Origin of the sequence: Belliella kenyensis (genome assembly GCF_022549675.1) — a bacterium.
Taxonomy (GTDB): domain Bacteria; phylum Bacteroidota; class Bacteroidia; order Cytophagales; family Cyclobacteriaceae; genus Belliella; species Belliella kenyensis.
This window is the reverse complement of sequence record NZ_JAKZGR010000002.1, coordinates 36,275-62,429: the sequence shown is the minus strand read 5'-3', so window position 1 is coordinate 62,429 and position 26,155 is coordinate 36,275. Positions and strand designations below refer to the sequence as shown.

The window sequence follows — 26,155 nt, the reverse complement described above, 5'->3', positions numbered from 1 at the left end:
CAAAACAATCAATTGATTTTTCTTTTTTAACTACGCAAAATTGGAAAAATGAATTTTAATTTTATTTCTTTGCATCTCGCCGTTTATCAGGAATAAGAACTGCTTATCAGGAATTTTCAACATTAGGCATGAGACTTTACTGGCAATGATTAAAAATAAGAAATACTTTTATCAAATAGACTAACATCATAATAGTTTAAATTCTAGATCATTCGAGATGCTTTAAGCTGTACAATAATGTATCTCCTAAAAATGAACACACTAAAATTTTACGCTGCAACTGATTTCCGGAATATCTCTCGATAGGTAATCGCTTTAGAATATGAATAAATTTTAAGATGAAAAGGCATCTTCTCTTTTCGCTTTTTTAAACAATCACTATTTAAAATAAACTATAATCCTATGAAGAAACAATTACTATTTTGCTTGATTTTAGGGCTCTTCAGCTTTAGTCAGACAGCATTTGCCCAATCTAAAATTGTCAAAGGGCAAGTGACTACGGATGAAGATGAGCTGGGTCTTCCTGGTGCGTCTGTACGCGTAAAGGGAACAAGTTTGGGAACTACAACCGATATTGATGGGTATTTTAGTATTGAAGTACCCGCAGGTAGAGACATTATTATTGTCTCTTTCGTAGGTCTTAAGGCTCAGGAAATCAACATTGCCAATAGAAGCGAGGTCAATGTGGTACTCGAAAGTGACGATAAAGATCTTTCTGAAGTAATCGTAACAGGAACTAGAGTAGGCGCCAGATCTCGAATCGACTCTCCAGTACCTGTAGATATCATCCCCGTATCCAAAGTTATAGATGCAGTAGGCCAGATTGACTTGAATCAAATCCTTACCTACATAGCCCCATCGTTTCAGTCAAGCCGTCAGACAATTTCTGATGGAACAGACCACATGGATCCAGCTCAATTAAGAGGTCTTGGAACAGACCAAGTATTAGTCTTGGTAAACGGAAAAAGGAGGCATCAGTCAGCCCTGGTGAACGTAAACGGCACCGTAAACAGAGGACAGGTTGGAACAGACCTAAATGCGATCCCAGCCAATGCAGTAGAAAAAATAGAAATCCTAAGAGATGGAGCTGCCGCTCAATATGGTTCTGATGCAATTGCTGGTGTAATCAATATTGTTTTGAAAAAGCAAGAAGGTATATCTGGGAATATCGCCTCAGGAACACACCTTACTAATTATGACAGGAATTTTGCGATCAATAATGGACAGAATGCAGGTGCGTCAGCAAATGATGGAACAATGGTCAGCGCTGCTTTAAACTATGGTGTAAAACTAGGTAAAGAGGGATTCTTGAACCTTACTGGCGAATACGCACGTAGAGGCTACACCAATAGATCAGGCACTTACACTGGACAAATCTTCCCCGCTGTAGGTGGAAATAATGTTGACGACACTGAACTAGCCGCTAGAGGTTTGACAAGAGCGGATTTTGACATGAGAATTGGTAATTCAGCAATCAATAGTGGTGGAATCATGTACAACCTTACATTACCTATCAAAAAAGACTTGGAGTTCTATTCATTTGGTGGATACAACAACAAAAGAGGAAATGCAGCTGGTTTCTACAGATACCCAAATGCTGTCCCTGCTGCTGCTAGAAACAATGTATTTCAAACTTACCCAAATGGCTTCCTGCCAGAGATCAATACAAACATTACTGATTTATCGGGTGTAGTTGGCATAACTGGTAAGCTCGGAGAATGGAATTTTGACCTATCAAATACATATGGACAAAACTTGTTTGACTTCATGATTGGAAACTCAGTCAATTATTCTCAAGCTATTTCTACACCAAACTTTCAGACTGAATTCAATGCAGGTGGTCTCAATTACTTACAAAACACCATCAACTTTGATGCATCAAAAAAATATGATGTGATGCATGGATTGAATGTGGCAGCTGGAGCAGAATATAGAATAGAAAGCTTCGGCATCAACGCCGGAGAAGAGTCATCATATAGAAATTTTGATCCAAGTGCTGGAGTAGCAGCTGGATCACAAGTCTTCCCAGGATTCCCTCCTGCTACTGAAGGATCATGGAATAGAAGCAATGTAGGTATATACCTAGACTTAGAGCAAGAATTTAGCAAGTCATTTATGCTCGCGGGTGCTTTAAGATTTGAAAACTACTCTGATTTCGGAAGTACTTTGAACTATAAGCTTGCCTCTAGGTATAAAGTTTCAGATGCTTTCGTATTGAGAGCTTCGACTTCTACTGGATTTAGAGCACCATCCATGCAGCAAAGATTTTACTCTAATGTAAGTACGCTATTCATTACTGACAATGCTGGAAACCTTACTCCTTTCGAAGTAGGTACTTTTAGAAATGATAGTCAGCCAGCCAGAATTCTTGGTATTCCAACTTTACAGGAAGAAACATCACGAAGCTTTACATTGGGCACTACCATTACCCCATTTGACAATCTCGAAATCACAATCGATGCTTATCAAATCGACATTGACAATAGAATTGTTTTGACGAATAACTTCACTGCAGGTGGGGACCCAAATCTAGAATCTCAACTAAGAGCTGCCGGAGCAGAAAGAGCTACTTTTTTCACCAATGCCATCAACACAAGAGCTAGAGGAATAGAATCCGTAATCACATACAATATATTTTTCCAAAACAACTCTAGTTTGAACTTGATCTTAGCAGGAACCTTGATAGACAATTCAGTGGAAAAAGATGCCAATGGCAATCCTATCATCAATGGGTCTCCAATACTTGAAGCCACTGGACAACTTGGGAACTATTTCAATAGAGAAGACCAAAGTAGAATCGAAGTTGCCAATCCAAGAGACAAAGTGAGCTTCATGGCTAATTACAATGTTGGGAAATTTACTTTTATGGCTAGAGCTGTTAGGTTTGGTGCAGTCACATACCTTGATCCTACTATGGGCACAGATCCTAATACTTGGCCTGTAAATACTTTCACTGGACAGCGAGAAACACTTGATCAAACATTCAGCCCTAAAGTAGTTACTGATCTTACAGTTAGCTATAAATTCAATGAAAACTTCAGGTTCAATATAGGAGCTAATAATGTATTCGACACGTACCAAGATGTACATACACACAGCAACAACTTCAGCCTTGGAAGATTTGTATACTCTAGAAGAGTGCAGCAAATGGGTTTCAATGGAAGGTTCTTGTTTGCTAGATTGAACTTCAACTTCTAAACCACCAACTTTTTTAAATTAATATTAAAAGCCTCTTGATTTTTTCAAGAGGCTTTTTTTATCAATCAACCAATTTCTCTAAAAACCCATCCAATTATTTCCATCCAGTCATTTTTCCTTTGACAAGATTCTTATAGGCTGTAGGTGTCATTCCTGTGACTTTCTTGAATTGATTTGAAAGATGCTGAACTGAGCTATACCCTAGATGATATGAAATCTCGCTTAAGGTCAATTCCTCATAAAACAAAAGCTCTTTCACCTTATCAATCTTAAGTTCTATAAAAAATTTCTCTATAGTAACCCCCTCCATACTGCTAAATAGATGACTCAACATACTATAATCTTCCGTAAGCCTTGATTTTATATATCCAGATAAGTTAAACTCTGATGATAATTCATTATTTAAGAGAACTTCTCTAAGACTATTTTTGATCATTTCAATTCTTCTTATGTCTCTATCTTCAAGAATCTCAAAACCCAAGTTTTTCAGCTTCAACTCCACTTTCGATTTTTCTTGATTTGTAAGTGGTTTATCAAGCAAAACTTTCCCTAAAAACACATTCTGGAATGAAATTGACTCCTCGATAAGTAATTGCTCTACAGCCATTACACATCTCGGACATACCATATTTTTGATCAATAATGTATCCATATCAGTAAAGTTACAAAAGAATCCCACTTCTAATGAAAAGCTTTTTAAACAAAATGTATGTAAAAAGTATTGAGGCCTCACCTTATGGTCAACTTTTATTTATAATTCCTAATGACATAGTGCAAGGATGAGAAAAGGCTAATTACTTGTTCTCGATAAATTAAGTCCAAGTGTACAGTCTAAGAGAATGTAATAAAAGGATTGTTTTATCAAAATGAGGGATCTGGGGTCTTTGGGGATACAAACCAAGGTAGAAAAAATTACAAAATTGTTAGTGTGATTTAATTTTTTCAAAAAGAAAACTCTATTTTGGTATACCAAAATAAACCCATAATGAATAGAGATATCACAGCCGAGACTCCTGTTATTTTTGACCGAAAGGCCTACAGCGATCAAACGTTAATTTCATTGTATAAGTCTCTACTTTTACCTAGAAGGATTGAGGAGAAAATGCTCATTTTGCTAAGGCAGGGGAAGATATCAAAATGGTTTAGCGGCTGGGGACAAGAGGCAATCTCAATTGGCGCTGTGAATGCCTTGCAAAAAGACGAGTATATTCTTCCTATGCATAGAAATTTAGGCATTTTTACAGGAAGAGAAATTCCTTTAGAGAGATTGTTTGCGCAATTTCAAGGAAAAAAATCTGGATTTACTAAAGGAAGGGATCGGTCGTTCCACTTTGGAAGCAAGGAGCATTTTATCGTTGGAATGATATCACACCTTGGACCACAGCTTGCAATTGCTGATGGAATAGCACTTGCTCACAAACTATCTAATGAAAACAAAGTTACTTTGGTCTTTACTGGAGATGGAGCAAGTTCGGAAGGGGATTTCCATGAAGGTTTGAATGTGGCAGCAGTTTGGAAACTACCTGTGATTTTTGTGGTAGAACATAATGGTTACGGACTAAGCACGCCAAGTGAGGAGCAGTTTGCATTTCGCTATTTCACAGAAAAAGGCCCAGGATATGGCATGGAGACCATTAGAATTGATGGAAACAATGTGCTTGAAGTTTATGACTGTATAAAGGCACTGGCAGATGATATTCGTCAAAACCCTAGGCCCGTACTTGTAGAAGCGATTACATTCAGAATGCGTGGTCATGAAGAAGCTTCTGGCACCAAGTATGTCCCTAAAGAACTGATGAAAACATGGGCACTCAAAGATCCTGTAGATAACTATGAAAATTACCTTATTGAATCAGGAATTCTGAATGAAAAGGAAAAGGCAATAATTTCAAGTGAGCTAAAGGCAGAAATAAACAAGGCCTTAGATGTCGCCTTTTCAGAGGAGAAAATCATCCCAAATACCACCGAAGAACTCCAAGATGTCTATTCACCTTTTATACAAAAGGTGGTTCAACCTCGTTCGGATAGATCTACCGAAAGAAGATTTATAGACGCTATTTCGGACAGCTTAAGCCAGTCTATGGACATATTCCCAAAGCTAATCCTTATGGGGCAAGATATTGCTGAGTATGGCGGAGCCTTCAAAATCACAGAAGGATTCAAGGCAAAATATGGTGCAGAAAGGGTTCGAAATACCCCCCTTTGTGAGAGCGCAATCATTGGAACAGGCCTGGGTCTATCAATCAAAGGTTACAAAGCAATGGTAGAAATGCAGTTTGCAGATTTTGTTTCAGTTGGCTTCAATCAAATTGTGAACAATCTAGCTAAGATTCATTATCGCTGGGGTCAGCACGCCGATGTCGTGATTCGGATGCCAACAGGGGCAGGTGTAGCTGCTGGCCCATTTCACTCTCAATCCAATGAAGCTTGGTTTTTTCACACTCCAGGACTCAAAATCGTCTACCCTTCAAACCCTCATGATGCCAAAGGGCTTCTTAACGCAGCCATAGAGGATCCCAACCCTTTTCTTTTCTTTGAACACAAAGCACTTTATAGATCTATCAGCGAGCAAATACCTGACGATTATTATACTGTAGCGGTTGGGAAAGCTTGTTTAACACAAACAGGTGATACATTATCCATCATAACCTACGGGATGGGTGTGCATTGGGCAAAGTCTGCTATTGAAGAGCTTCAAATAGATGCTGATATTTTGGATTTGAGAACACTGCTTCCTTGGGACAAAGGTGCTGTAAGAGACACTGTGATGAAAACTGGCAAAGTTATTTTCTTACAAGAAGATTGCTTGACAGGTGGAATAGGAGGGGAAATATGTGCATGGATATCAGAGCACTGTTTTGAGTATTTAGACGCACCAGTGATGCGCGAAGGAAGCCTGGACTCTCCTATTCCTTTTGCGCCGAGCTTAGAACAAAACTTCCTTCCGATTCAGCGATTCAAGCAAAAGCTCATCAAGCTAAAAGACTATTAACGCAATTTGACCTGACTTCTAACCACTTAACAAAAACCCCATCAAAACAACCTTATTGGTTTTGATACATTTTTTGTAAATTGAACATATGAAAAATGATAAAAAAGATGCTAACATTGTTGATGAACCATCTTCAACATATGGTTCATATTCCTATGCGGATTATTTAACATGGGATTTGGAAGGTGCTGTAGAATTAATTAAGGGAAAAATATTCAGACAAGCTGCTGCTCCAAGAAGAATTCATCAGGAGGTATCTTTTAAAGTTGCCCGTTTATTGGCTGATTTTTTAGAAGGAAAAAAATGCAAAACATTCATCGCTCCTTTTGATGTGCGGCTCACAACTCGATCTCAAAAAAATGAAGAAATTGATACTGTAGTTCAACCAGATATTTGTGTGGTTTGCGATTGGGAAAAACTAGACGAAATGGGCTGTATAGGTGCACCAGATTTGATCATAGAAATCTTGTCTCAAGGCAACAATCAAACAGAGCTAATCAATAAATACAATATCTATGAAGAAAGTGGCGTCAAGGAGTACTGGATCATTCATCCTGCGGAGCAAACAGTATTCATTTATACGTTAATCGATGACAAATATGTTCCTTCTAAACTTTTCACAAAAGGACACCAGGTAACTTCATCCGTTTTAATAGGTTTTGAATTGAACCTTGACAGGGTATTTGAAGGTTTAACGTATTGATCCTATACCCTCAATGTCTTCCATGGTATATTTATGTGTACCTCCTTTTTGACTTGCTACATAAGCCCCTATTTTGGTAGCAAAATCCAAAATTTCTGATGGCCTCTTTCCTTGGAGATAATTTTTCACAAAACCAGCCAAAAAAGCGTCTCCTGCGCCTACGGTGTCTTTTACCGCTACTTTATAACCTTCATGTTTGTAAAACTTCCCATCTTGATACATCATTGCGCCTTTACTGCCCTGTGTGATACAGATGCATGAAATGGGATATTCCTCCTCCAAGTATTCGCAGAGGACTTTTTCTCGGTTTTCGGCACTAGCCTTCAATTCGAAAAAATCTAGCAAAATGGCTAACTCATCTTCATTGATCTTCAATACATCAGTATACCCTAACAAACTATCGATTTTGTAAAAATCGATAAATGGCGCTCTAAAATTGATGTCAAAAACAGTAAGTAAAGGCTGATGAACCAAATGATACAGGGTCTCCCAAGAAACATCATTTCTTACTGCCAAACTCCCAAAAATCAAAGCGTCAGCATTGGCTACAGCTTGTTGATTCTCTTCAGTAAGTGAGATAAAATCCCATGCAGATGGTTCTACGATTTCATATTTGATGTGTTCCTTTTCAGTATTATCGACTTTGACTAGCCCTGTCGGATTGGATTCATCAGTCTGTACCAAATCCATAGAAAAATTGTAAGACTGCAAAAAAGCTCTCATCCTATCCCCGTATTCATCTGAACCTAATCGAGAAATCATCCCTACATCAAGCCCCAACTGCTGAAGGTTCAAGGCTACATTCATGGGTGCTCCACCTGCAACTTCTTCATCTGGGAAACAGTCCCATAGCATCTCTCCAAAACAAATAATCTTCTTAGCCATTTTTTCCTAATAATTCTCTTTGTAATTCTTCCAATGATCTACCCTTCGTTTCTGGCATTTTCCAAGCTACCCAAAGTAACTGTAGCACCATCATCACTGCAAAAAAAGCAAAAATATTCCCAGCACCATACTGATTGGCGATTAAAGGAAAAATATTTGCAATCAATGCCGCCAGAATCCAATGAGTAAATGAACCCATAGATTGTCCAAATGCCCTGAGCTCATTTGGAAATATCTCTGAAATAAACACCCAAATCACAGATCCTTGACCTATCGCATGAGAAGCGATAAACACAAACACAAAATATGGTAACAAACTACTATCTATGGCTCCTCCGAAGTAGCTATAAGCCATTAAGGAAAGTGAAACTATATACCCTATCGAACCAATATACATCAGTAACTTCCTGCCAAACTTATCAATCAAATATAAGCCAAGCATCGTCGTCACTAAATTGATCACACCAATACCAATCGTGGACATTAAGGCTGTCTCACTCGCAATTCCTGCAGATTCAAAGACCCTAGGAGCAAAATATATAATGGCATTGATCCCAGACACCTGATTGAAAAAAGCCATGAGAACTGCCATGATACTGATTTTTCTAAACTTACTATTGAAAAGCATCCCAACACTTGCTTTCCCTTTGATTATTTTACTTTCTTCTATTGCCAAAGCTATAGCTTCATCCACGCCTTCTGGGTCAGTCTTGGTCAAAATCTCTCGCGCTCCTTCAAAATCACGCCTTTTTGCGATAAGCCACCTCGGACTTTTGGGTACTTTAAATATCAAAACAGTATATATCAAAGCTGGTATAGCCTCTACACCCATCATCCAACGCCAAGCTTCATTAAGATTTGCTGTTCCTATCAAGTAATTGGAAAAATAGGCCATCAATATCCCAAACACTATATTGAACTGGTATAGGGCAACCAATTGCCCTCTTCGTGCGGCTGGAGCTATTTCGGAGATATACATTGGTGCCACTACAGATGACGCACCTACTCCCAAACCACCCAAAAACCTAAACAGCATAAAGCTATTCACATCTGCAGCTAAGGCTGAACCTAGAGCCGACACAAAGTAAAAGAGACCTATCCACAAAAGTGAGGTCTTTCTTCCCCATCTATCCGCAGGTATACCTCCAAAAAGTGCGCCTAGTACAGTCCCATACAAAGCGACCGCTACCGCCAAGCCATGCTTAAGATCAGATAGCTGCCAAAGGGCTTGAATATCTCTTTCTGCTCCAGAGATTACAGCTGTGTCAAAACCAAAAAGAAAACCACCAAGCGCAGCTGTAATGGATAAGAAGAGAACGTAATGTTTATTTTGCATAGGGTAAATTGTAGGTTATTTCAAGCTAAAGCACACCTAAACCTCCGCTGGGCATTGTTTATACGTCCAGAACATCAGCTTATGTGCGCTTTAGATCATAGGTTCATTTTTAAATTAAAACATCATCATAAAGCTTGCTAAATTGATTTAACTATCCCAAATAGAAACTTTTGCTATGAATGCGAAGATAATGTAATATTTCAATTCACCGTTTAATATTGGCGAAAATCATCTTACCACCATCCACTATATCTAAAGCAAAGTAATTTACCAAATTGATTTAAGCTGATGAACCTTTTTTGAATCACCAAAGCCTTTTGTTTTCAGCTTGCTATAAGGTTGTGTAGGGAAAATGATTTCTGTAAGGACCAACTCACCCTCATTGAAGAAGAATTCAATGGAAGCTTTATCTAAAAACACCCTCAATTCTTTGAAATTTATTCCTAAATCTGGAGCAGTATGTAGCTTCTTGAAGGCAACTTCAAAATCTGTTTTTCCTGAGTTGCTGCGATCAAAGTAAATTTTATCATCAATCCTTTTCAATGTGACTGATTCCCCAGCCTCATTAGAGAGTTCAAATTCAAAATCAGCCTCTTCTATGACCAATGCCATCTCAAGAAGCTCATGTTCAAGTTCAATTTCATTGCCTTGGAGATCAAGAGTATTCCCTTTTAGCTTATCTAATTCTTTCACAGGCTTTGATGCTAGGTAGGATCTACCTGCTATTTCGAACAATTCAAGTGATCTAGGTATAGTTTTGGCAGACCTCCAGACTTCTGTTGGGACTACATTTGCATAATCCCAATTGCTCATCCATCCTATAAACAACACACGTCCGTCTTCCTTTGGAACATTAGACCATGTCACACCTGCATAATTGTCCGCCCCATAATCTAGCCACTTTACTTCTTCTTCCGTCGTTGTAAACTCCATACCGTCAAAATCCCCCACAAAGTACTGTGTAGCCGAACCACCATTTGGACCTCCTGGATTGATGCTTACGAAAAGCACCCATTTATCTATACCGTCAGGACTTTTTACTTTAAACAAATCAGGACATTCCCAAACACCACCATAAGCAGCCCATAAAGGCTGAAAATCAGATTCATATTCCCAATCGATCAAATTCTCGGAACTGTAAAATGATATCCTGTCTTTGACAGCCAAGCTCATGATCCACTTTCCTTTGCCATCATTATCTTCATACCACATTACTTTGGGATCTCTGAAATCCTTGATTCCAGGATTCTTTAGAACAGGGTTATTTTCATATTTCTCCCAAGTCCTCCCTTTGTCAAGACTATAAGCAATGCCTTGAGTCTGAAAATCTATAGCACCTGCTTTTTCAGCTTCTGCATCATGATAGGTGAAAATTGCGATCAAAGGTGGATTTTCTTCCGTTCCTAATCCGGAAGTATTCTTCAAATCAGCCACAGCTGATCCAGAAAAAATGGTTCCGAACTTATCTGGATATAACGCTATCGGAAGATGTTCCCAATGTACCAAATCTTGAGAAATTGCGTGTCCCCAATGCATGGGACCCCAAGTGTTTCCCTCTGGGTGATATTGATAGAAAAGGTGATACTCTCCTTCATAATAAACCATCCCATTGGGATCATTCATCCAGTTTGCCTCTGGACTAAAGTGAAATTGAGGTCTGTATGGCTCTTGATAGTAATCATTAGCCACTTCTTGGTGCTTTTGTTGTTGGCAAGACAAACAAAACACTACTAAAATCAGATGGATAATTTTGGGTAAAGTAGTTTTCATAGATAATAAATTTGCAAGATTGCAAAATACAAGTAATTTCATTCAAAGACAAAATTCTCTTTCACACCCTTCCAAAAGCAACGCAGCACCAAATACCCCAGCACTATCACCCAAGGCTGCTTTGACTAGAGGTGTCTCAAACTCATGGTTGAAAACCATTTCCTTGAGTAATGAATGGTCATTATATAGCAAGTCTATATGACTCACGCCGCCTCCAAGCACTATCAAATCAGGATCTACGACATTGATGACTATGCTAAATGCTTTCTGAAAACCTTCGATTAGCCGTGTCATTGTCTGTTTAGCAGCTGCATCACCATCCTTTGATCTCTCATAGATTTCTTTCAAAGGACGCTTGACAACTGTCAGGCTTTCATAGTATCGCTCCAGAGCTGGTCCTGAAATGATTTGCTCATTGCAGCCTTGCTTGCCGCAATAGCAGAGATTCCCTTCTCCAGGATAAAGGTAATTATGCCCCCACTCTCCTCCTATGCCATGTTTTCCGTTGATAATCTGACCATTGACCACTAGACCTCCACCCACTCCAGTTCCTAATATCACTCCAAAGATAACTTTGGCTTCTGGATATTGCATTTTTCCAACTCCAAGCCTAGCTTCTGCCAATGCAAAGCAGTTGGCATCATTTGCAAGTGCAATAGGAAAACCAAGAATTCCTTCCAAATCTGTCTTCAGGTCACGCCCGTTGATTACCGTCGCGTTACAATTTTTCATTATTTTTTTGGTAGGAATGTATGTCCCTGGACTGGCTATTCCCACCATCTTAGGAGTTTCGCCAGATTGTTGAATCATCATTTCTACAAGTTTCTTCACTTGAGATAAAATATGTTCATAGCCTAGATGCGCTTCTGTAGGTACTCTAAGCCTCAACAATTCCTCTATTCCTGAAGAGGTGTTTACTATCACGCCCTCTATTTTTGTTCCTCCTAGGTCTATCCCCCAAAGATTTTGCATATTTTGTAGTATTTTATCAATTTTTATATCGCTATCCGCAATAAAATAACATAAAAGCAAAGCTAAAACGTTTTACTTGATCCAAAAATACATTTAAAAGCATATATAACAAACTCTTTTTCATGATTTGTAAAAACAGGGATAAAATATTTCTATCTACTGATAACTATACCGCTTGGAGCAATATCAAGTAGAGTATCTAGCAATCAATTTGCCTGGAAGCGATTTTTGAATAAATCCGTGCTGCTGATCGGCATCACTAAGGAGCTTGATCGTAGTTGTAATCAATTCCTCTGCTAATAATCCCACCGGTTGAGAAATTACGGATATCGGCGGATTGTACAATTCAAAAAGCTCCCTATCATCAAAGGTAAGTACACCAAGAGAATCTGGAATATTGACTTTATGCTTTTGCATAACCCTCAGGCCAGCAATGGCCAAGCTATTGGATGCAAATACCACAATATCAAACTGTCTATCATAAATTAAAAATTGCTCAAGCCTTTCTATTGTGACTTGGGACGTGATTTCTTTAAAGTCAATTTTTAAAACAAAAGCAGTTTCTACTTGATCTAGGTAGCCATTTTCCCTTTCCTTCATGGTGGAAAGGTCTGACTCAAGCCCTACAAAACCAATCCTACTGTATCCTTTCTGTTGCATAAATCGAACAGCATCTCTTATACTTCGATAGTTATCCAACACTACATAATGGTGATCAAAGCTATTGTATCTTCGGTCAAAGAACACCGTCACTTTACCCTGCTCCATTATGGATTTTGCTTCTTCTTCAAAATGCTCCGGGGGAGTAATGATATAGGCATCAATGCCTTTATCTTTGAAGAATGTCAAGTGAGCAATAGCCCTATCTTTATTGTTTTCTGTACTACAAAAGACGATTTTGTAACCATGCTCAAAAGCGAAAGACTCCATTCTTTTAGCGATTTTGGCAAAAAAAGGATCGGAAATATCCTCCGCCATAAATACTATCGTATTGGATTTACCAGTCCTCAGGCTTTGAGCTGCGACATTGGGGATATAGCCTACTTTTTCAATATAGGCTTCTACCTTCTTTATAAGTTCTTCACTTACTTTGTTTCGAGCTTTTCCGTTGATCACAAACGACACAGTAGTGATAGACACTCCTAGTGCCTGCGCTATATCTTTGATCGATACTCTCTTGTGATCTTTTCTCATCCATATGAAGGTTAATTGATAAAGTAAACTATTCCTAGCTTAAAGACCATACTATTTCTACCAAAGGCTTGAAATCTCACTTCTGGATTCACCCCTAATTCATCTGTCAATCTAAGCATACCACCAGCTCCAAGATTTAGCGAGCTAAAATCAAATCGTCCCATGGGATTAAACTCAAAAACTCTTCTATAAAATCCATAACCTGCTGTGACATACCATTGCTTTTCTTTTTCTGTCAGATAATATCTGGCATTGATATCAAACGCTCGTGCGTTACCAGTAGCAGGAGTAAAAAATGTGAATGAAGGAACTACAGAGAAATAATTTGCTGGAAAAAACTCTCCCGTAAAATTAAGCCCAAAGAATGGCTTATCATAAGCCATTTCATAAGCATGAATAGCTCTATATTGATTTTTGTATTGTGCAGAGGCTGTATTGACTACAATACAGAGTAAAACTAATATTATTATTCGCTTCATTAATCGTCCTTTTAAAATGCAAAATCTCTGGTAAGTGGCTTTCTCTTTCCTCTAAAGTCAAAAGTATACATCACATTTAACCTGATGATATGCCTATTTCTATATGTTCCTGGAGTGGCAGTAGGTCCATATGTCCACATGTGTCCTCCAAAAAACATATAGTTATTGTAAGTATAACCGATCGCAGTATACACCCTGTTTTCTTCAAAAATATTCCAAACCTGCTTTCCTGTTTCGAAGAAGAACTCATTGGAAGGTGCTATGAAGAAAGTTTTATTCTCCATTCTGGGTTTGTTAAGTGGCACATATGCTGTTATCTTGTACCTCCACCTATCTGTATAATTAAACTCAGCCCCCAAATCATTATTTCTCTTGAATCTGTGCTCAAATCTGAACTGGTGCAAAACTTTCACCGATCCTACCGATTGTGTCAATAACCATTGGTGCCAAAACCTTGGCTCTAACACGGAATCAACATATTCGGGATTACCTCTTTCAGGTGCAAAATTCCAAACTAATGTAGGGCCAAAGGTTACTTCAAAATACTCCGTGAACATATAAGTCATCCCAAACCTATTATAAAGCTGACTCATTCTACCAACGAAATCTAATCTATTGTCCACACTTGATCTTCTTCGGTAGTGATTCTCTTGGTACCACCACCACTTATCTGAAAATCGAAGTTTCAGATATAGGCCATTCCAATTTTCTGTAGTGGCTGGTAATCCGATTTTTTCGTCTGGTATAGTTATACCTTGACCACTTACAATACTTACTTTTGACAACAAAATGATAACTAACGGTATTGATAACCTAAACACTTTACTCAACATACTCCTATTTTTCATCTTACAACCCTAAATCAGATTCAATTCTTTCAATAGAAGATCTTCTGTTGAGCCTTCTTTCCAAGCTTCTTGTGTCTTCATTTCTTAATTCTGACATCCTACGAATCAAATTCTCAATTTTACTCGTCCAATCTTTAATCTCTGTATAATTTGTCTCTTCTCTTAAACTCTTTAAATAGTGATTGTATAGCCTTTCACCACTTTCAAATAGCCTTTCTTTGAATCTAATTTCGTATCTCTCATTGAAAAATGGATTGAAAGTCTCTTCCATATAAAACTCATCAAGAATCTGCCAATTACTAGAGATATTTTTAATAGTTTCAAATTGCATTTCCAACTCTTCTAATAAATCTAACATCCTTTCAGCCTCATCTCTTTTTACCGAGAATTTTTCAGCTTGAGCATATCGTTCATTGATTCTACTGAACTGCGACTCTACAATGTTCTCTCTCACATTAGAAATTAGTGATCGTGAAAAACTATCCAAATCATCAAGATCATAATATAAGGTATCTACCTTTATCTTTCTTTCTTGTATCTGTTCTTCTAGAGAAACTAAATCAGAATCTTCTTGAATTCTACTAAGCTGAGCATCAGCATAAATCCTAAACTCCCTAGTTTTATCTTTCATTTGATTTAGATAACTCTCCAAAGACACTAAAAAATCATTTTCAAAGTCACCTATTTCATATTTAAGAACTAATTGTTTTTCTTGATCTTGGAAGGTGTAATTAATCTTATCTTCTTCTGTCACAAAGTTTAACCCTATATTTGCTATCTCTGCAAGATCGTAGTATTGAATCTCTTTCGATCTTATCAAGTCAAATAATTCTTTCGCCTGAGTTAGCTTAATATCTTGAAATTCAAAAAATGAATAAACGGCTGATAAAGAATCAGAACGCTGTCTATTCAATCTTAAAACATTTCTGTCTTTGTATTGACTCACTGTTTTTTGTAGCTCGTCAAATTTGCCTGGCAACTCCTCAACGAGCTTCTGTTGTGACCTAGTTAATTCAAAGACAAATTTCCTTGTATGAATTGGATAATCTATAAGGACTCCATCTTGATTCACATAAGCTGGGTCAAACTGCAAAAATTTTACCAGAAAATTAGTCAGGAACTCATTCCCTGACTTTTGAACTTGATACTGGTCTGCATCCGACAAAAAACCATCATTGAAGAAGATTCCGAATTTTTGATCAGCTACTCTAAAGCCTATTTTATTTCCTTCATTCACTTGATTTAGCTTAGCAATTGTCTCATAATAAACCATTTCTTCGATAATTTCATCATCATTCAAATCTCGCTTAACCAATCCCAAAAGAAATCCATTTTCATAATTTCTAACTTCACTTATCAACCTCTCTTCTTGACGATACACAAGCGTCCATTCACCATGCATCACACCGTCTTGATTTAATTCTCCTCTGATGAAATGAGTCCTATTTCCTACAAAAGATTTAAATTGAAATTTGCCTTGAATATCTCCATTGTTGAATTTAAACTCCTCTGCTTCTGCCTTTTTTCTGAGGCTTCCACCACTAAATTCATTTTCTACAAACTTCCAGCTTCCATTAGGAACGCCATTTAAGTAATTAGCCTTTAATCTAATTTGATTACTCGTCAATTCAGAATCAATCGAAAAGTCCACCACGTCATTGACTTCCACCATATGGCTTTCATCTAAATAGTCCCAAAGGCCTGATTTTTTATCTGCTTCATAAAACCCAGCTATGATGGTTTTCAAAAATCTCATGTTATCTGTGGCATCCTTCTCCTTCCTTTCAAATCGAAACTCACCTTGTTTCAACATAGATCCTTCCTGTCCTTCTACCAATTGAAAAGTTGCATAACCTTCTAGGTTATTAAATCTATACTCTCCCTCATATGCTTCTTGGGCAATTAATAAAGATGGAAAAATGAGTATTACTGATATTAATGAATAAAATGCTACTTGGAAATTTCTCATACTCTGAAATTACAGATTGGTGATTTATTAAATCTTTTAGAATATTTTCAAACAACAAAACTCCAAAATTTAGACCAAAATGGCAAAAATTTCAACCATTTCCTGATAATTTCTCCTAAAAAAAATGAAAAAATAACTCTAAAAACAAAATAATATTCCAAATCATCAAAAATTCATAAAACATCTAATCAAAAAAACAGGTGATCCTAAATGAATCACCTGTTTTTTTGATTCTAAATTTTAAAGAATTTATTGCAAATTACCTATAGCCCAGTGTCTTCAGCATACTGTCACTAGTCTGCTCTGGAGCAAATAACCAATGCTTGATGCTTCCATCTGTGTCTCTATCTACTATCACGTGCTTTGGGGCAGGTATCAGGCAATGCTGAATCCCTCCATATCCTCCAAGTGACTCTTGATATGCCCCTGTATGAAAGAAGCCAAGGTACTGTTTCTTGCCATTATCTGGCTTTGGGAGATAGATATTGAATTGATGCGCTTCGGAGTTGTAGTAGTCCATACTGTCGCAGGTCAAGCCTCCAAGGTTGATGTTATGATATTCCTCATCCCAATTGTTCACCGCTAGCATGATGTACTTTTGATTCAATCCCCAACTATCTGGTAGCTGGGTGATAAAGCTTCCATCTATCATGTACCACAGCTCCTTGTCATTCTGAAGCTTTTCATCGAGAATCGAATACAATACCGCACCACTCTCTCCTACTGTATAGCTTCCAAACTCTGTAAAAATATTTGGCTCTACGGTATTGTTTTTGGCACACATCCATTTGATGTTTTTGATGATCTGCTCAGCCATATACTGATAGTCATAGTCAAAGAACACATTGGTCTTGATCGGCCATCCGCCTCCTATATCCATGGTATCAAGGCTAGGTGCTACTTTTTTCAGATCTACATATTTCTGAATAAATCTTGTCAACTCTGACCAATAATAGGCAGTATCCCTTATACCAGAATTGATGAAAAAGTGTAGCATTTTCAAGCTCACATTTGGATTGTCTTTGATCTTTTCCTCATAGAGCTTGATGATATCATTGTATCTCACCCCAAGTCTTGAGGTATAGAATCCAAACTTTGGCTCTTCATCTGCGGCTATCCTGATACCAACTTGGAAAGGTACCTTTACATGCTCTAGGTAATAATCTATCTCGGAAAGATTATCAAGCACTGGCACGCAATTCACAAAGCCGTCATTGAGCAGTTCAGTAATGTACTGCTTGTACAGCTCTCGCTTGAATCCATTGCAGACGATATATGTTTGCTTGTTGATCTTTCCTTGTTCATATAGACTCCTTACCAAAGGAATATCAAAGGTAGAAGAGGTCTCTATATGGATATCATTTTTCAAGGCTTCATCCAGCACAAAACTAAAATGAGATGATTTGGTACAGTAACAATAGGTATACTGACCTTTATAATCATGTTTTTCGATAGCATTTCCAAAGTAAGTTTTCGCATTCTGAATGTTTTCAGAAATCTTTGGCAAGTAGCTAAGCTTCAACGGTGTCCCATAGGTCTCAATGATTTCCATCAAATTCACCCCATTGAAAGTAAGTTGGTTGTTTTCGACGGCAAACTCTTTGGTAGGGAAATCAAAAGTCTGCTGAATAAGATCTATGTATTTGTTCATGCCTTTGGATAAAGTTGTTGCTTAATTTGTCTGTCACAAAATTTGTAGATATTCTCCGTAAATCATAATGAAAAAGGGGAAAATCCATTTGGACTTTCCCCTATAATGCTAATATGATGCCATTGAACAGTTTATGCAAAGAGTTTTTGGAGTAATAAACTTTGCTCAGCCTTAATTTTTCTTTGATTTTCTATGATCTGATTCAGAATCTGTTTGAATCTTAATTCATTTTCTACAGTCTCGATCAATGTAGCCAAGTAAGATTTCACTTTTCTCTCATTGCTTTGATAATACTTAAGTGTAAATAAACCCTTACTTGCATCGTTTTCTAATATCACTTCTCCTGGCTTACCTAAGCTAGTCAGACCTCTAAAAAGTCCTCTCAAAGAACTAAACGATTCATTTATTGTAAAATAAACCACATGAAATTGCTTTTTGGCTTCAGGAAAGTTTGGAAAATCAAAACTAGATGATTCTACCACGTCTAGCATACCACACATCTCAAGCATACCGATCACGCTTACTGCTGTTGATTCGGATCTTCTTGCTCTACTGATATTTTGAAATGCAAAAGCTCCTGCTTTTTGGATTTCAGTTGAAATGCTCGCTGTGTTTGACATGGTACGCTTTATTTTGATTAAACTTTCATCGTAGCTGATTTGCTTTGACTCTTCAAATGTAAGGCTATAATTCATATATTCCTAATTTCCCTATAATTTTTGTAGGGTAATGAAGCATTCATAATATATAAACCTGTTTTTCAGTGTTATAAATTTGAAAGCTCTACAATAGATTTGTTCAATACGCCTACCATTTCGGAGCGGAGTTCAAAGAAAAGTTTACGGATTCTACAAGTCTCTTCATCCTCACATTCCCCACAAGCTTCATAAAATTTTTCTGACACACAGGGGATCAATGCAACTGGTCCGTCGATGATTCTCATAAGTTGGGTCACGGTGATGTCATTTGGATCCTTGGCAAGGGAATAGCCACCTACAGGACCACGAGTACTCTTGACAACTTGATGAGTCCTCAAATCCCTCAATATGTTCTCCAGAAATTTGTAGGGAATGTTCTCCTTTTCTGAAATATACTTAGCAGAAACAGGTACAATGTCCTTGTTTTCAAATAAAAATAAAATCGTTTTGATGGCGTATTTGGCTCTTTTGGACAGCATGCGGGGTATAGTTTACATGCCAATTTACGGAAATTTAATTTTTGCCATAAAATATGATCAAAATATTGTCAAATAGAAGGTCCTAATACTTAAGAAAACAATCAGTAAACCTACGATAAACATGAGAATTTTGGCATTCATCTTTTTACAAATGATAGCAGCAAAGGGAGAAGCTATCACACCGCCTACTATCAAACCCAACACAGGTGCTAAACTTAACTCTTTGATAAAAAAAAGAAAAGTAACAGCACTTCCTAAAGAAACAAAAATCTCTACAAAATTCCCTGTACCAATAGCATACCGCGGTGTCTGACCTTTACCTAACAAAGTAGAATTGACAATAGGTCCCCAGCCACCTCCACCTATGGCATCAGCAAATCCTCCTACTCCAGCGAGATAAGAAATGCTCTTCTCTTTGGCATCGAAAGTTTTTTCTTTTTTCCTAAATACTTTTTTCAAAATAACTATACCCATAACCAACAAATACAAAGCAATCACAGGCTTAATTACTTTGCTGTCGATGTTGCTAAGGAAAAATGCACCTATCACAGCTCCCAGCACCCCAGGAATGATTAGTCTCTTGGCCAAACTCCAATTCACATTACCTAATCTCCAATGAGAAAAACCAGAGGCCAAACTCGTGAACACTTGAGCAAAATGTACCCAAGCACTTGCCATAGCAGGCGGAATACCAATACCCAATAGCATGGAATTGGATGTCACTCCGTAAGCCATTCCTAAAGCACCATCAATGGTTTGCGCCACAAAACCAACTAGCAAAAACCAAAAAAACATCTCCCAATCCAAACCCTCTAATGTCATAATTCCTGCGAAGGATTTGAAACTAATCAATATGATCAGCAAAAAACTTATCAGGAAAAACAGTGCCCATAGTGGCTCTGCTTTTACTTTCAAGATGATTTTGTCCATTACTATTTAATTACAAATATTAGAAGTTAAGTCTTAATCCTACAAACATAATAATTCCTATTGAATTTATATGAATTATAGAAAAACTATTTGACATTAAATTTCAATGTAAGCCCCATCGTTCTTGGATCACCAAGCACTGCTGCATAATGTCCTGCATTCCCTGCGCCAGGCAACAAGATTTCGAAGTAATTAGTATTGGTTAAGTTTCTAGACCATAGGAAAAGTGAAAACCCATTATCTCCTCTAAATCCTAACCTAGCGTTAGCTACGGCATAGCCATCAATATTTAGAAATTGAGAATGGGAAGGGCTACTGGAGAATTCTGATCTATAAAACAAGCTCTTACACAAGAAAGTAAAATCAAACTATTTTTATTTTTCACTACCTCCAAAAATTGCTTTTAATTCACTAAAAATCAATTAGTTTTGAGACATAATTTTACGCTCAAAATGAATCTACTTCTTAACATTCGAATCACCTTAATCATAGGTATCTCATGCTTCGTTAATGCTTCGGGGTTTTCTCAACAAGCTTTTAAGTTTGGCAAATATGATCTAGAAGAAATTGAGTTAGTAAACTGCTACTATGAACCTGATGCTAATGAAGTGATACTTTTTCATGTAGGTATTAGCAGCTTTGCTAATAATAGCCTACAAACTTATCACCATCTCCGAAAGAAGATTCTCAAAGAAGAAGGAAAAGACAAGGCAAATGTCATTTTAAGATTTTACCATGGAGACGATGCCATAGAATCAATTAAAATAGACAAAGCTCAACTCGTGAATTTTGAAAATGGTAAAGAGGTAGTCTACAAGCTAGGTAAAAACGAAATCTTCGAAGCTAACTTACCCAATGGGTATAAAGAAATAAGAATGGCCTTCCCAAATGCCAAAGAAGGCTCAATTATTGAATATACTTATGAAAAAACTGATAAATACCTGACATTCATAGATGGCTGGTGCTTTCAGTCCACATCACCAACACTATATTCAAGATATACTATTGGTATCCCAGAAGGGATGAATTACAACATGCTGACTCAAGGTGCAAAACTTACACAGTTAAGTCCAAAACCTACCAGCAATGGCTATTACTACTGGGAACTTAATGATCTCCACTCTATCAAACCTGAACCCTTTCTAAGTAATGCGGTGGATTATGTAGAAAAAATTGAGTTCCAGCTTTCAAACTATCAAACTTTAAGCAATCCAGGTTATGGAGCACGTACTCAAAAGCTTGTCAATGTGCTTCACACATGGGAAAAAGCAGGTGATGAAATCCGATCGACCTCTAATTTTAACACATACCTAAAAACAAAAAAAGGTCAAGCCGTAATCCCAGGAGCTGTTTTAGATGATCTCAAAAGTATCTACACCTATGTCCAAAACAACTTTGTAGCAACCTCAAAGAATGGAATACTACCTAGTAAAACCCAAAAGGACTTAATCAATTCTGGGTCAGGATCAAAAGCTGACATCAATTTACTATTATTGAGCATACTACAAAGTAAAGATATAGAGGCATATCCAGTACTAATCAGCAGCAAAGGAAATGGGAGAAGTAATTTGGTTAAGTACCCATTTATTTCTCAGTTCAATCAGCTAATAATAAAGGTAATCATCAATAATGAGTCAATATTCTTAGATGCTTCAGATCCAAATCTAAAAATTGGATACCTAAGCCTTGACAACCATGTAAATGAAGGATTCTTGCTTGATCATAAAAAAAGCCATTTGACTGAAATAAACTTAAAACATAAATCTGGAATCAATTTACTTTCCAAAATATCTATAGATAAAAATGCTTATATATTTGATCAAAACATCCGCATGTCTGATTATGAGGCGCTTCAATTTGATCATTATTATGAAGGCGATGAAGACGCCATCAAATCCGCATTAGCTAAAAACAATGAAGGTGAAATAAATTCCTTTTCCCACATTTCAGACGAGGAAAAATTTATAATTGATTTAAAATTCACGCTTTTAGAGGTTTTCGATACAATGTCAACAATAACCTTTGTTACACCTTTGCAATTCAAAAAATTTGAAAACAATCCATTTCAACAAGAACACAGGGCATTCCCAATTGATTTTAACCACTTATTTGCGGACCGATATTCAATAGTCCTACAACTCCCAGAAGGCTATGCTTTTGATCATAAACCTGACAATCTTAATGTCAGCATGCAAGAAAAGGAGGTGTCATTTTCTTACAAAAGTGAGCAAAATGATAAAATACTCACCTTAAATATTCTTTTTGCAATTAACAATAAAATTATAATGCCCTCGAAGTATGAAGAACTTAAAACAATTTTTGATCTAATAATCAATAAACTTAACGAGCCAATTGCGATAAAGAAGATCTAATTCAATCTGATATGCAACAATCATTTTCCCTGCCTCGAAAACATCAATTGCTTTAAACTGACTTGCAAAAGCTTTTATTTTCAACTTAGCTATAAATCTTGAAAATTGAGGGGGAATGACTACTTTTGCCTCGCTAATCACAAGCGCAAAGAAGATAGACCCAATTATTCCAATAATAATTATGAGAAAAATCAAGTTAGTAGAAGTTCGCTCGGAAATTGCCGCAGGAACTAGGGGAGCAAGTTTAGGGATTGATGCACTTAAGATTGCTAGTTTGGATAAAAAATCCAATTTTTTCACAAGGTTTGACCCGATCAATGTGCCAGATGCAAATAATTTTTTATGGAAAGGTAACAACCATCCGAATGCTAAATACATTGAGGGAGTGTACCAAGTATTGAAAAATGTATACAGCACCATCGAATCCCTTCGCTTGGAGAAAAAATTCCCAATCGTACTTGCTGGGGATCATTCTACAGCAGCAGGCACTATCATGGGAATCAAAGCAGCAAATCCTGAAAAACGATTGGGGGTGATATGGATAGATGCTCATGCTGACTTACACACGCCCTACACTACGCCTTCAGGAAATATGCACGGGATGCCACTTGCTATGTGCATTCACACAGACAACTTGGAATGTCAAGTCAATGAGCCTAGCTCAGATACTATTCAATATTGGAACAAAATCAAAAGCATAGGTGGTGATACGCCCAAGATAGCTCCGGAAGACATTGTTTTCATCTCAGTAAGAGATACAGAAGAACCCGAAGATCATATCATCGAAAAGCATGGTATCAGAAACTTCACTACCAAAGAGGTAAGAGAAAAAGGAGTAGAATCAATTGCTAATGAGGCACTTGAAGTGCTTCGTGCATGTGACCAAATATACATTTCATTTGATGTGGATAGCATGGATAGCTCGATTTCTGTGGGCACAGGGACACCAGTACCGGATGGTCTTACAGTAGAAGAAGCTATAGCGCTCAACGTAGCACTCATACGGGATAAGCGCGTATGTTGCTGGGAGATCGTAGAAGTCAATCCCACCCTCGATACGGAAAATCTAATGGCAGAAAATGCTTTTGAAGTCCTAGAGGCAACGACCAAATCTCTCGTGGACAACTACTAAAAAGCAGAATCATTTTGCAGCAATGATTCCAAAAAGCTTTCATTATCTTTGTCCCATAAGCATATAAAATCAATCTGACACAAGACCTAGTACAAATGAGTTTAGAATCACAGATTATTCCATTGATACAGAAAGGATTCAAAGAAATCTTTGACCACGAGGTGTCCTTGGAAGAGCTAGCCTTACAGCCTACCAGAAAAGAATTTGAGGGTAGCTTTACTTTTGTCATGTTCCCTTATCTCAAGGTAACTAAAATGGCACCTGAGGCTGCCGGCACCAAACTTGGTGAATATTTAATATCCAAAAGTGAACTCATCACCGCTTTCAATGTGGTCAAAGGTTTTCTAAACCTATCGGTTAATGAAAATTCTTGGATTGATATTTTTCGTGAATTATACACGAACACGAATCTTGGTCAGCTCCCTACCAATGGTCAAAAAGTTCTGGTAGAATATTCTTCTCCAAACACCAACAAACCATTACACCTCGGACATTTGAGAAACAATTTCCTTGGCTATTCAGTGGCAGAAATATTAAAGGCAAATGGCTATAAAGTCATCAAAGCGAACCTTGTCAATGATAGAGGTATACATATCTGCAAATCTATGGTGGCCTATTTACACTATGGAAAAGGAGAAACACCTACTTCATCTGGATTGAAGGGCGACCACTTAGCGGGCAAATATTATGTCATATTTGACAAAGAATATAAAAAGCAAATCTCACAACTCATTGGAGAGGGTCAGTCTGAAGAAGAAGCCAAAAAAAACGCCCCTTTATTACTAGAAGCTCAGGAAATGCTAAGAAAATGGGAGGCAAACGATGCTGAAATAGTCTCCCTTTGGAAGCAAATGAATGAGTGGGTGTACGAAGGCTTTGATGCGACATATACCAAAATGGGAGTAGACTTCGATAAATTCTATTACGAATCAGATACTTATTTATTAGGGAAAGATATCGTAGAAGAAGGTTTAGAGAAGGGAGTTTTCTTCAAAAAAGACAACAACTCTACCTGGGTAGATCTAAGTGCAGAAGGGCTGGACGAAAAGTTGGTACTCAGAGGTGATGGCACATCTGTCTACATCACACAAGACATGGGGACTTGCGACCTGAAATTCAATGATTTCGGATTTGACAAATCGATCTATGTAGTCGGCAATGAGCAAGACTATCACTTCGATGTACTTTTCAAGATCATGAAAAAACTGGGTAGACCATACGGAGATGGGCTTTATCACCTTTCATATGGCATGGTGGATCTTCCTACTGGGAAAATGAAATCAAGGGAAGGTACTGTAGTGGATGCTGACGATCTCATGCAGGAAATGATCGACACAGCTGAAACACACACCAAGGAATTGGGTAAAATTGAAGGATTCTCGGAAGAAGAAGCTAAAAACCTATATGAAATTCTAGGCATGGGAGCTCTTAAGTACTTCCTGCTTAAAGTAGACCCTAAAAAGCGCATGCTTTTCAATCCAAAAGAATCCATAGAGTTCCAAGGAAACACAGGGCCATTTATTCAATATTCGCATGCTCGAATAGCTTCAATTTTGAGAAAGGCAGATCAGATAGGTGTAGATTATCAAAAAGGTTTTGAAAACTTAAGTAAGTTGGAAGCTGTAGAAAGAGATCTCATCATCACATTAAATGATTATGAGAAAAAAATAAAACAAGCAGCTGAAGATTTTTCACCAGCTACGATAGCTCAGTATTTGTTCGAAGTGGCCAAAGAGTATAATAGATTCTATGCGGAGTGCTCCATATTCAACGAGGCTGATCAAGAAGTCTTGGCTTTCAGAGTCGCCCTTTCTTCACTTACAGCCAAAACAATCAAATCTGGTATGAAGTTATTGGGAATAAGTGTACCTGATAGAATGTAAGTCAAAGTTCAATTGTCGAGATTGATTGCTGAGAATTTTCTATAACTTGTACCAACTATTGAATGATCAAATTTATTCTTATGAAAAAACTATTAGCCTTCACCATTCTTATTGCATTTGCTTGTACTTCAAGCGTTCAAAAAGCTGATCAAAAAACAGCAGTCTCCCTAGACCAAATGCTCATGGAAAAATCTATCTACGACTTCAAAATCAATGACATAGACGGAAACCCAGTAGATTTCAGCCAATTCAAAGGGCAGAAATTACTGTTAGTCAATGTCGCTTCCAAATGTGGCTATACACCGCAATACGCAGATCTTCAAAAACTGCACGAGGAGTATGGTGATAAAGTAACGATCTTAGGTTTCCCTGCCAATAATTTTGGTGGGCAAGAGCCTGGCACCAATGAAGACATAAAGCAATTCTGTAGCGCAAACTTTGGGGTTACTTTTCAGATGTTTGACAAAGTTTCTGTAAAAGGTGCGGACAAACACCCACTATACAGATGGTTATCTGATAAGGATCTCAACGGCTGGAATGACAAGGAGCCTACTTGGAATTTTTGCAAATACTTAATTGACGAAAACGGTGAATTGAAAAAATTCTTTGGATCCTCAGTAAATCCAATGGATGACGAAATCATAAATTTGATCAATAGCTAATT

General features: G+C 37.5%; 21 protein-coding genes. 7 read left to right on the top strand and 14 right to left on the bottom strand.

Annotated features, from left to right (window positions below; all coding sequences use genetic code 11):
* The first annotated feature begins 402 nt into the window (after positions 1-402).
* On the top strand, positions 403-3,198 hold the full coding sequence (locus tag MM214_RS01935; protein WP_241291359.1) for a TonB-dependent receptor: 2,796 nt from the start codon (positions 403-405) through the stop codon (positions 3,196-3,198).
* Positions 3,199-3,292: 94 nt separating this feature from the next.
* Here the strand turns inward: MM214_RS01935 and MM214_RS01930 are convergent, their stop codons facing one another.
* Positions 3,293-3,850, bottom strand: a complete 558-nt coding sequence (locus MM214_RS01930; RefSeq protein WP_241291357.1) for a helix-turn-helix domain-containing protein — start codon at positions 3,848-3,850, stop codon at positions 3,293-3,295.
* Between the two features lie 333 nt (positions 3,851-4,183).
* Here MM214_RS01930 and MM214_RS01925 point away from each other — a divergent pair, with 333 nt between their 5' ends.
* Together MM214_RS01925 and MM214_RS01920 are read left to right on the top strand one after the other, a co-directional pair.
* Positions 4,184-6,190, top strand: a complete 2,007-nt coding sequence (locus tag MM214_RS01925) for an alpha-ketoacid dehydrogenase subunit alpha/beta (RefSeq protein ID WP_241291355.1) — start codon at positions 4,184-4,186, stop codon at positions 6,188-6,190.
* Between the two features lie 88 nt (positions 6,191-6,278).
* Complete coding sequence (locus tag MM214_RS01920; RefSeq protein WP_241291353.1) at positions 6,279-6,893, top strand: Uma2 family endonuclease; 615 nt, start codon at positions 6,279-6,281, stop codon at positions 6,891-6,893.
* Here the strand turns inward: MM214_RS01920 and MM214_RS01915 are convergent.
* The 13 genes from MM214_RS01915 to MM214_RS01855 all read right to left on the bottom strand — a co-directional run bounded on the left by MM214_RS01915 (position 6,882) and on the right by MM214_RS01855 (position 20,445).
* Positions 6,882-7,778 carry a carbohydrate kinase family protein gene (locus tag MM214_RS01915; RefSeq protein WP_241291351.1) on the bottom strand — a complete coding sequence of 299 codons (897 nt, stop codon included), beginning with the start codon at positions 7,776-7,778 and terminating at the stop codon, positions 6,882-6,884. The two genes, MM214_RS01920 and MM214_RS01915, sit on opposite strands and share 12 nt — an antisense overlap.
* Positions 7,771-9,114 carry a sugar porter family MFS transporter gene (locus MM214_RS01910; protein WP_241291349.1) on the bottom strand — a complete coding sequence of 448 codons (1,344 nt, stop codon included), beginning with the start codon at positions 9,112-9,114 and terminating at the stop codon, positions 7,771-7,773. The genes MM214_RS01915 and MM214_RS01910 overlap by 8 nt, the downstream gene beginning before the upstream one ends.
* A 267-nt stretch (positions 9,115-9,381) precedes the next feature.
* Positions 9,382-10,884: a glycoside hydrolase family 32 protein gene (locus MM214_RS01905; protein ID WP_241291347.1), complete on the bottom strand. Its 1,503-nt coding sequence runs from the start codon at positions 10,882-10,884 to the stop codon at positions 9,382-9,384.
* A gap of 42 nt (positions 10,885-10,926) precedes the next feature.
* Entirely contained in the window at positions 10,927-11,856 is a 930-nt protein-coding gene (locus MM214_RS01900; RefSeq protein WP_241291345.1) for an ROK family protein, read from the bottom strand.
* Between the two features lie 186 nt (positions 11,857-12,042).
* A complete protein-coding gene (locus MM214_RS01895) occupies positions 12,043-13,050 on the bottom strand; it encodes a LacI family DNA-binding transcriptional regulator (RefSeq protein ID WP_241291343.1) in 1,008 nt (335 codons plus the stop codon).
* An 11-nt stretch (positions 13,051-13,061) separates the two neighbouring features.
* Positions 13,062-13,529 (bottom strand): hypothetical protein, encoded by a 468-nt coding sequence (locus tag MM214_RS01890; RefSeq protein WP_241291341.1) that lies wholly within the window; start codon positions 13,527-13,529, stop codon positions 13,062-13,064.
* An 11-nt stretch (positions 13,530-13,540) separates the two neighbouring features.
* Complete coding sequence (locus MM214_RS01885) at positions 13,541-14,362, bottom strand: DUF2490 domain-containing protein (protein ID WP_376856797.1); 822 nt, start codon at positions 14,360-14,362, stop codon at positions 13,541-13,543.
* Between the two features lie 16 nt (positions 14,363-14,378).
* The gene (locus tag MM214_RS01880; protein ID WP_241291337.1) at positions 14,379-16,346 is read right to left on the bottom strand and encodes a hypothetical protein; all 1,968 of its coding nucleotides are present in this window, start codon (positions 16,344-16,346) and stop codon (positions 14,379-14,381) included.
* A gap of 259 nt (positions 16,347-16,605) precedes the next feature.
* A complete protein-coding gene (locus MM214_RS01875; protein ID WP_241291335.1) occupies positions 16,606-17,997 on the bottom strand; it encodes an arginine decarboxylase in 1,392 nt (463 codons plus the stop codon).
* 131 nt (positions 17,998-18,128) lie between these two features.
* Complete coding sequence (locus MM214_RS01870; RefSeq protein WP_241291333.1) at positions 18,129-18,692, bottom strand: hypothetical protein; 564 nt, start codon at positions 18,690-18,692, stop codon at positions 18,129-18,131.
* Between the two features lie 71 nt (positions 18,693-18,763).
* Positions 18,764-19,174, bottom strand: coding sequence for an RrF2 family transcriptional regulator (locus tag MM214_RS01865; protein ID WP_241291331.1), 411 nt, complete (start codon positions 19,172-19,174; stop codon positions 18,764-18,766).
* A gap of 57 nt (positions 19,175-19,231) precedes the next feature.
* The gene (locus MM214_RS01860; protein ID WP_241291329.1) at positions 19,232-20,104 is read right to left on the bottom strand and encodes a sulfite exporter TauE/SafE family protein; all 873 of its coding nucleotides are present in this window, start codon (positions 20,102-20,104) and stop codon (positions 19,232-19,234) included.
* Positions 20,105-20,190: 86 nt separating this feature from the next.
* Positions 20,191-20,445 (bottom strand): hypothetical protein, encoded by a 255-nt coding sequence (locus tag MM214_RS01855; protein WP_317208391.1) that lies wholly within the window; start codon positions 20,443-20,445, stop codon positions 20,191-20,193.
* 87 nt (positions 20,446-20,532) lie between these two features.
* Between MM214_RS01855 and MM214_RS01850 the strand changes: the two genes are divergently transcribed.
* From MM214_RS01850 to MM214_RS01835, 4 genes are all read left to right on the top strand, one after another.
* Entirely contained in the window at positions 20,533-22,476 is a 1,944-nt protein-coding gene (locus MM214_RS01850) for a DUF3857 domain-containing protein (RefSeq protein ID WP_241291327.1), read from the top strand.
* Positions 22,477-22,657: 181 nt separating this feature from the next.
* Positions 22,658-23,608 carry an arginase gene (locus tag MM214_RS01845; RefSeq protein WP_241291325.1) on the top strand — a complete coding sequence of 317 codons (951 nt, stop codon included), beginning with the start codon at positions 22,658-22,660 and terminating at the stop codon, positions 23,606-23,608.
* 95 nt (positions 23,609-23,703) lie between these two features.
* Positions 23,704-25,491 (top strand): arginine--tRNA ligase, encoded by a 1,788-nt coding sequence (gene argS / locus MM214_RS01840; RefSeq protein ID WP_241291323.1) that lies wholly within the window; start codon positions 23,704-23,706, stop codon positions 25,489-25,491.
* An 80-nt stretch (positions 25,492-25,571) separates the two neighbouring features.
* Positions 25,572-26,153: a glutathione peroxidase gene (locus tag MM214_RS01835; RefSeq protein WP_241291320.1), complete on the top strand. Its 582-nt coding sequence runs from the start codon at positions 25,572-25,574 to the stop codon at positions 26,151-26,153.
* Positions 26,154-26,155 lie beyond the last annotated feature (2 nt).

Bases quoted from the DNA above. Each gene is read 5' to 3' on its own strand.
- MM214_RS01865 (WP_241291331.1), bottom strand. From the start codon at position 19,174: ATGCTGTCCAAAAGAGCCAAATACGCCATCAAAACGATTTTATTTTTA.
- MM214_RS01860 (WP_241291329.1), bottom strand. From the start codon at position 20,104: ATGGACAAAATCATCTTGAAAGTAAAAGCAGAGCCACTATGGGCACTG.
- MM214_RS01845 (WP_241291325.1), top strand. From the start codon at position 22,658: ATGAGAAAAATCAAGTTAGTAGAAGTTCGCTCGGAAATTGCCGCAGGA.
- MM214_RS01920 (WP_241291353.1), top strand. From the start codon at position 6,279: ATGAAAAATGATAAAAAAGATGCTAACATTGTTGATGAACCATCTTCA.
- MM214_RS01900 (WP_241291345.1), bottom strand. From the start codon at position 11,856: ATGCAAAATCTTTGGGGGATAGACCTAGGAGGAACAAAAATAGAGGGC.
- MM214_RS01875 (WP_241291335.1), bottom strand. From the start codon at position 17,997: ATGAACAAATACATAGATCTTATTCAGCAGACTTTTGATTTCCCTACC.
- MM214_RS01905 (WP_241291347.1), bottom strand. From the start codon at position 10,884: ATGAAAACTACTTTACCCAAAATTATCCATCTGATTTTAGTAGTGTTT.
- MM214_RS01890 (WP_241291341.1), bottom strand. From the start codon at position 13,529: ATGAAGCGAATAATAATATTAGTTTTACTCTGTATTGTAGTCAATACA.
- MM214_RS01885 (WP_376856797.1), bottom strand. From the start codon at position 14,362: ATGTTGAGTAAAGTGTTTAGGTTATCAATACCGTTAGTTATCATTTTG.
- argS (WP_241291323.1), top strand. From the start codon at position 23,704: ATGAGTTTAGAATCACAGATTATTCCATTGATACAGAAAGGATTCAAA.
- MM214_RS01925 (WP_241291355.1), top strand. From the start codon at position 4,184: ATGAATAGAGATATCACAGCCGAGACTCCTGTTATTTTTGACCGAAAG.
- MM214_RS01910 (WP_241291349.1), bottom strand. From the start codon at position 9,114: ATGCAAAATAAACATTACGTTCTCTTCTTATCCATTACAGCTGCGCTT.
- MM214_RS01880 (WP_241291337.1), bottom strand. From the start codon at position 16,346: ATGAGAAATTTCCAAGTAGCATTTTATTCATTAATATCAGTAATACTC.
- MM214_RS01915 (WP_241291351.1), bottom strand. From the start codon at position 7,778: ATGGCTAAGAAGATTATTTGTTTTGGAGAGATGCTATGGGACTGTTTC.
- MM214_RS01835 (WP_241291320.1), top strand. From the start codon at position 25,572: ATGAAAAAACTATTAGCCTTCACCATTCTTATTGCATTTGCTTGTACT.
- MM214_RS01930 (WP_241291357.1), bottom strand. From the start codon at position 3,850: ATGGATACATTATTGATCAAAAATATGGTATGTCCGAGATGTGTAATG.
- MM214_RS01895 (WP_241291343.1), bottom strand. From the start codon at position 13,050: ATGAGAAAAGATCACAAGAGAGTATCGATCAAAGATATAGCGCAGGCA.
- MM214_RS01935 (WP_241291359.1), top strand. From the start codon at position 403: ATGAAGAAACAATTACTATTTTGCTTGATTTTAGGGCTCTTCAGCTTT.
- MM214_RS01870 (WP_241291333.1), bottom strand. From the start codon at position 18,692: ATGAATTATAGCCTTACATTTGAAGAGTCAAAGCAAATCAGCTACGAT.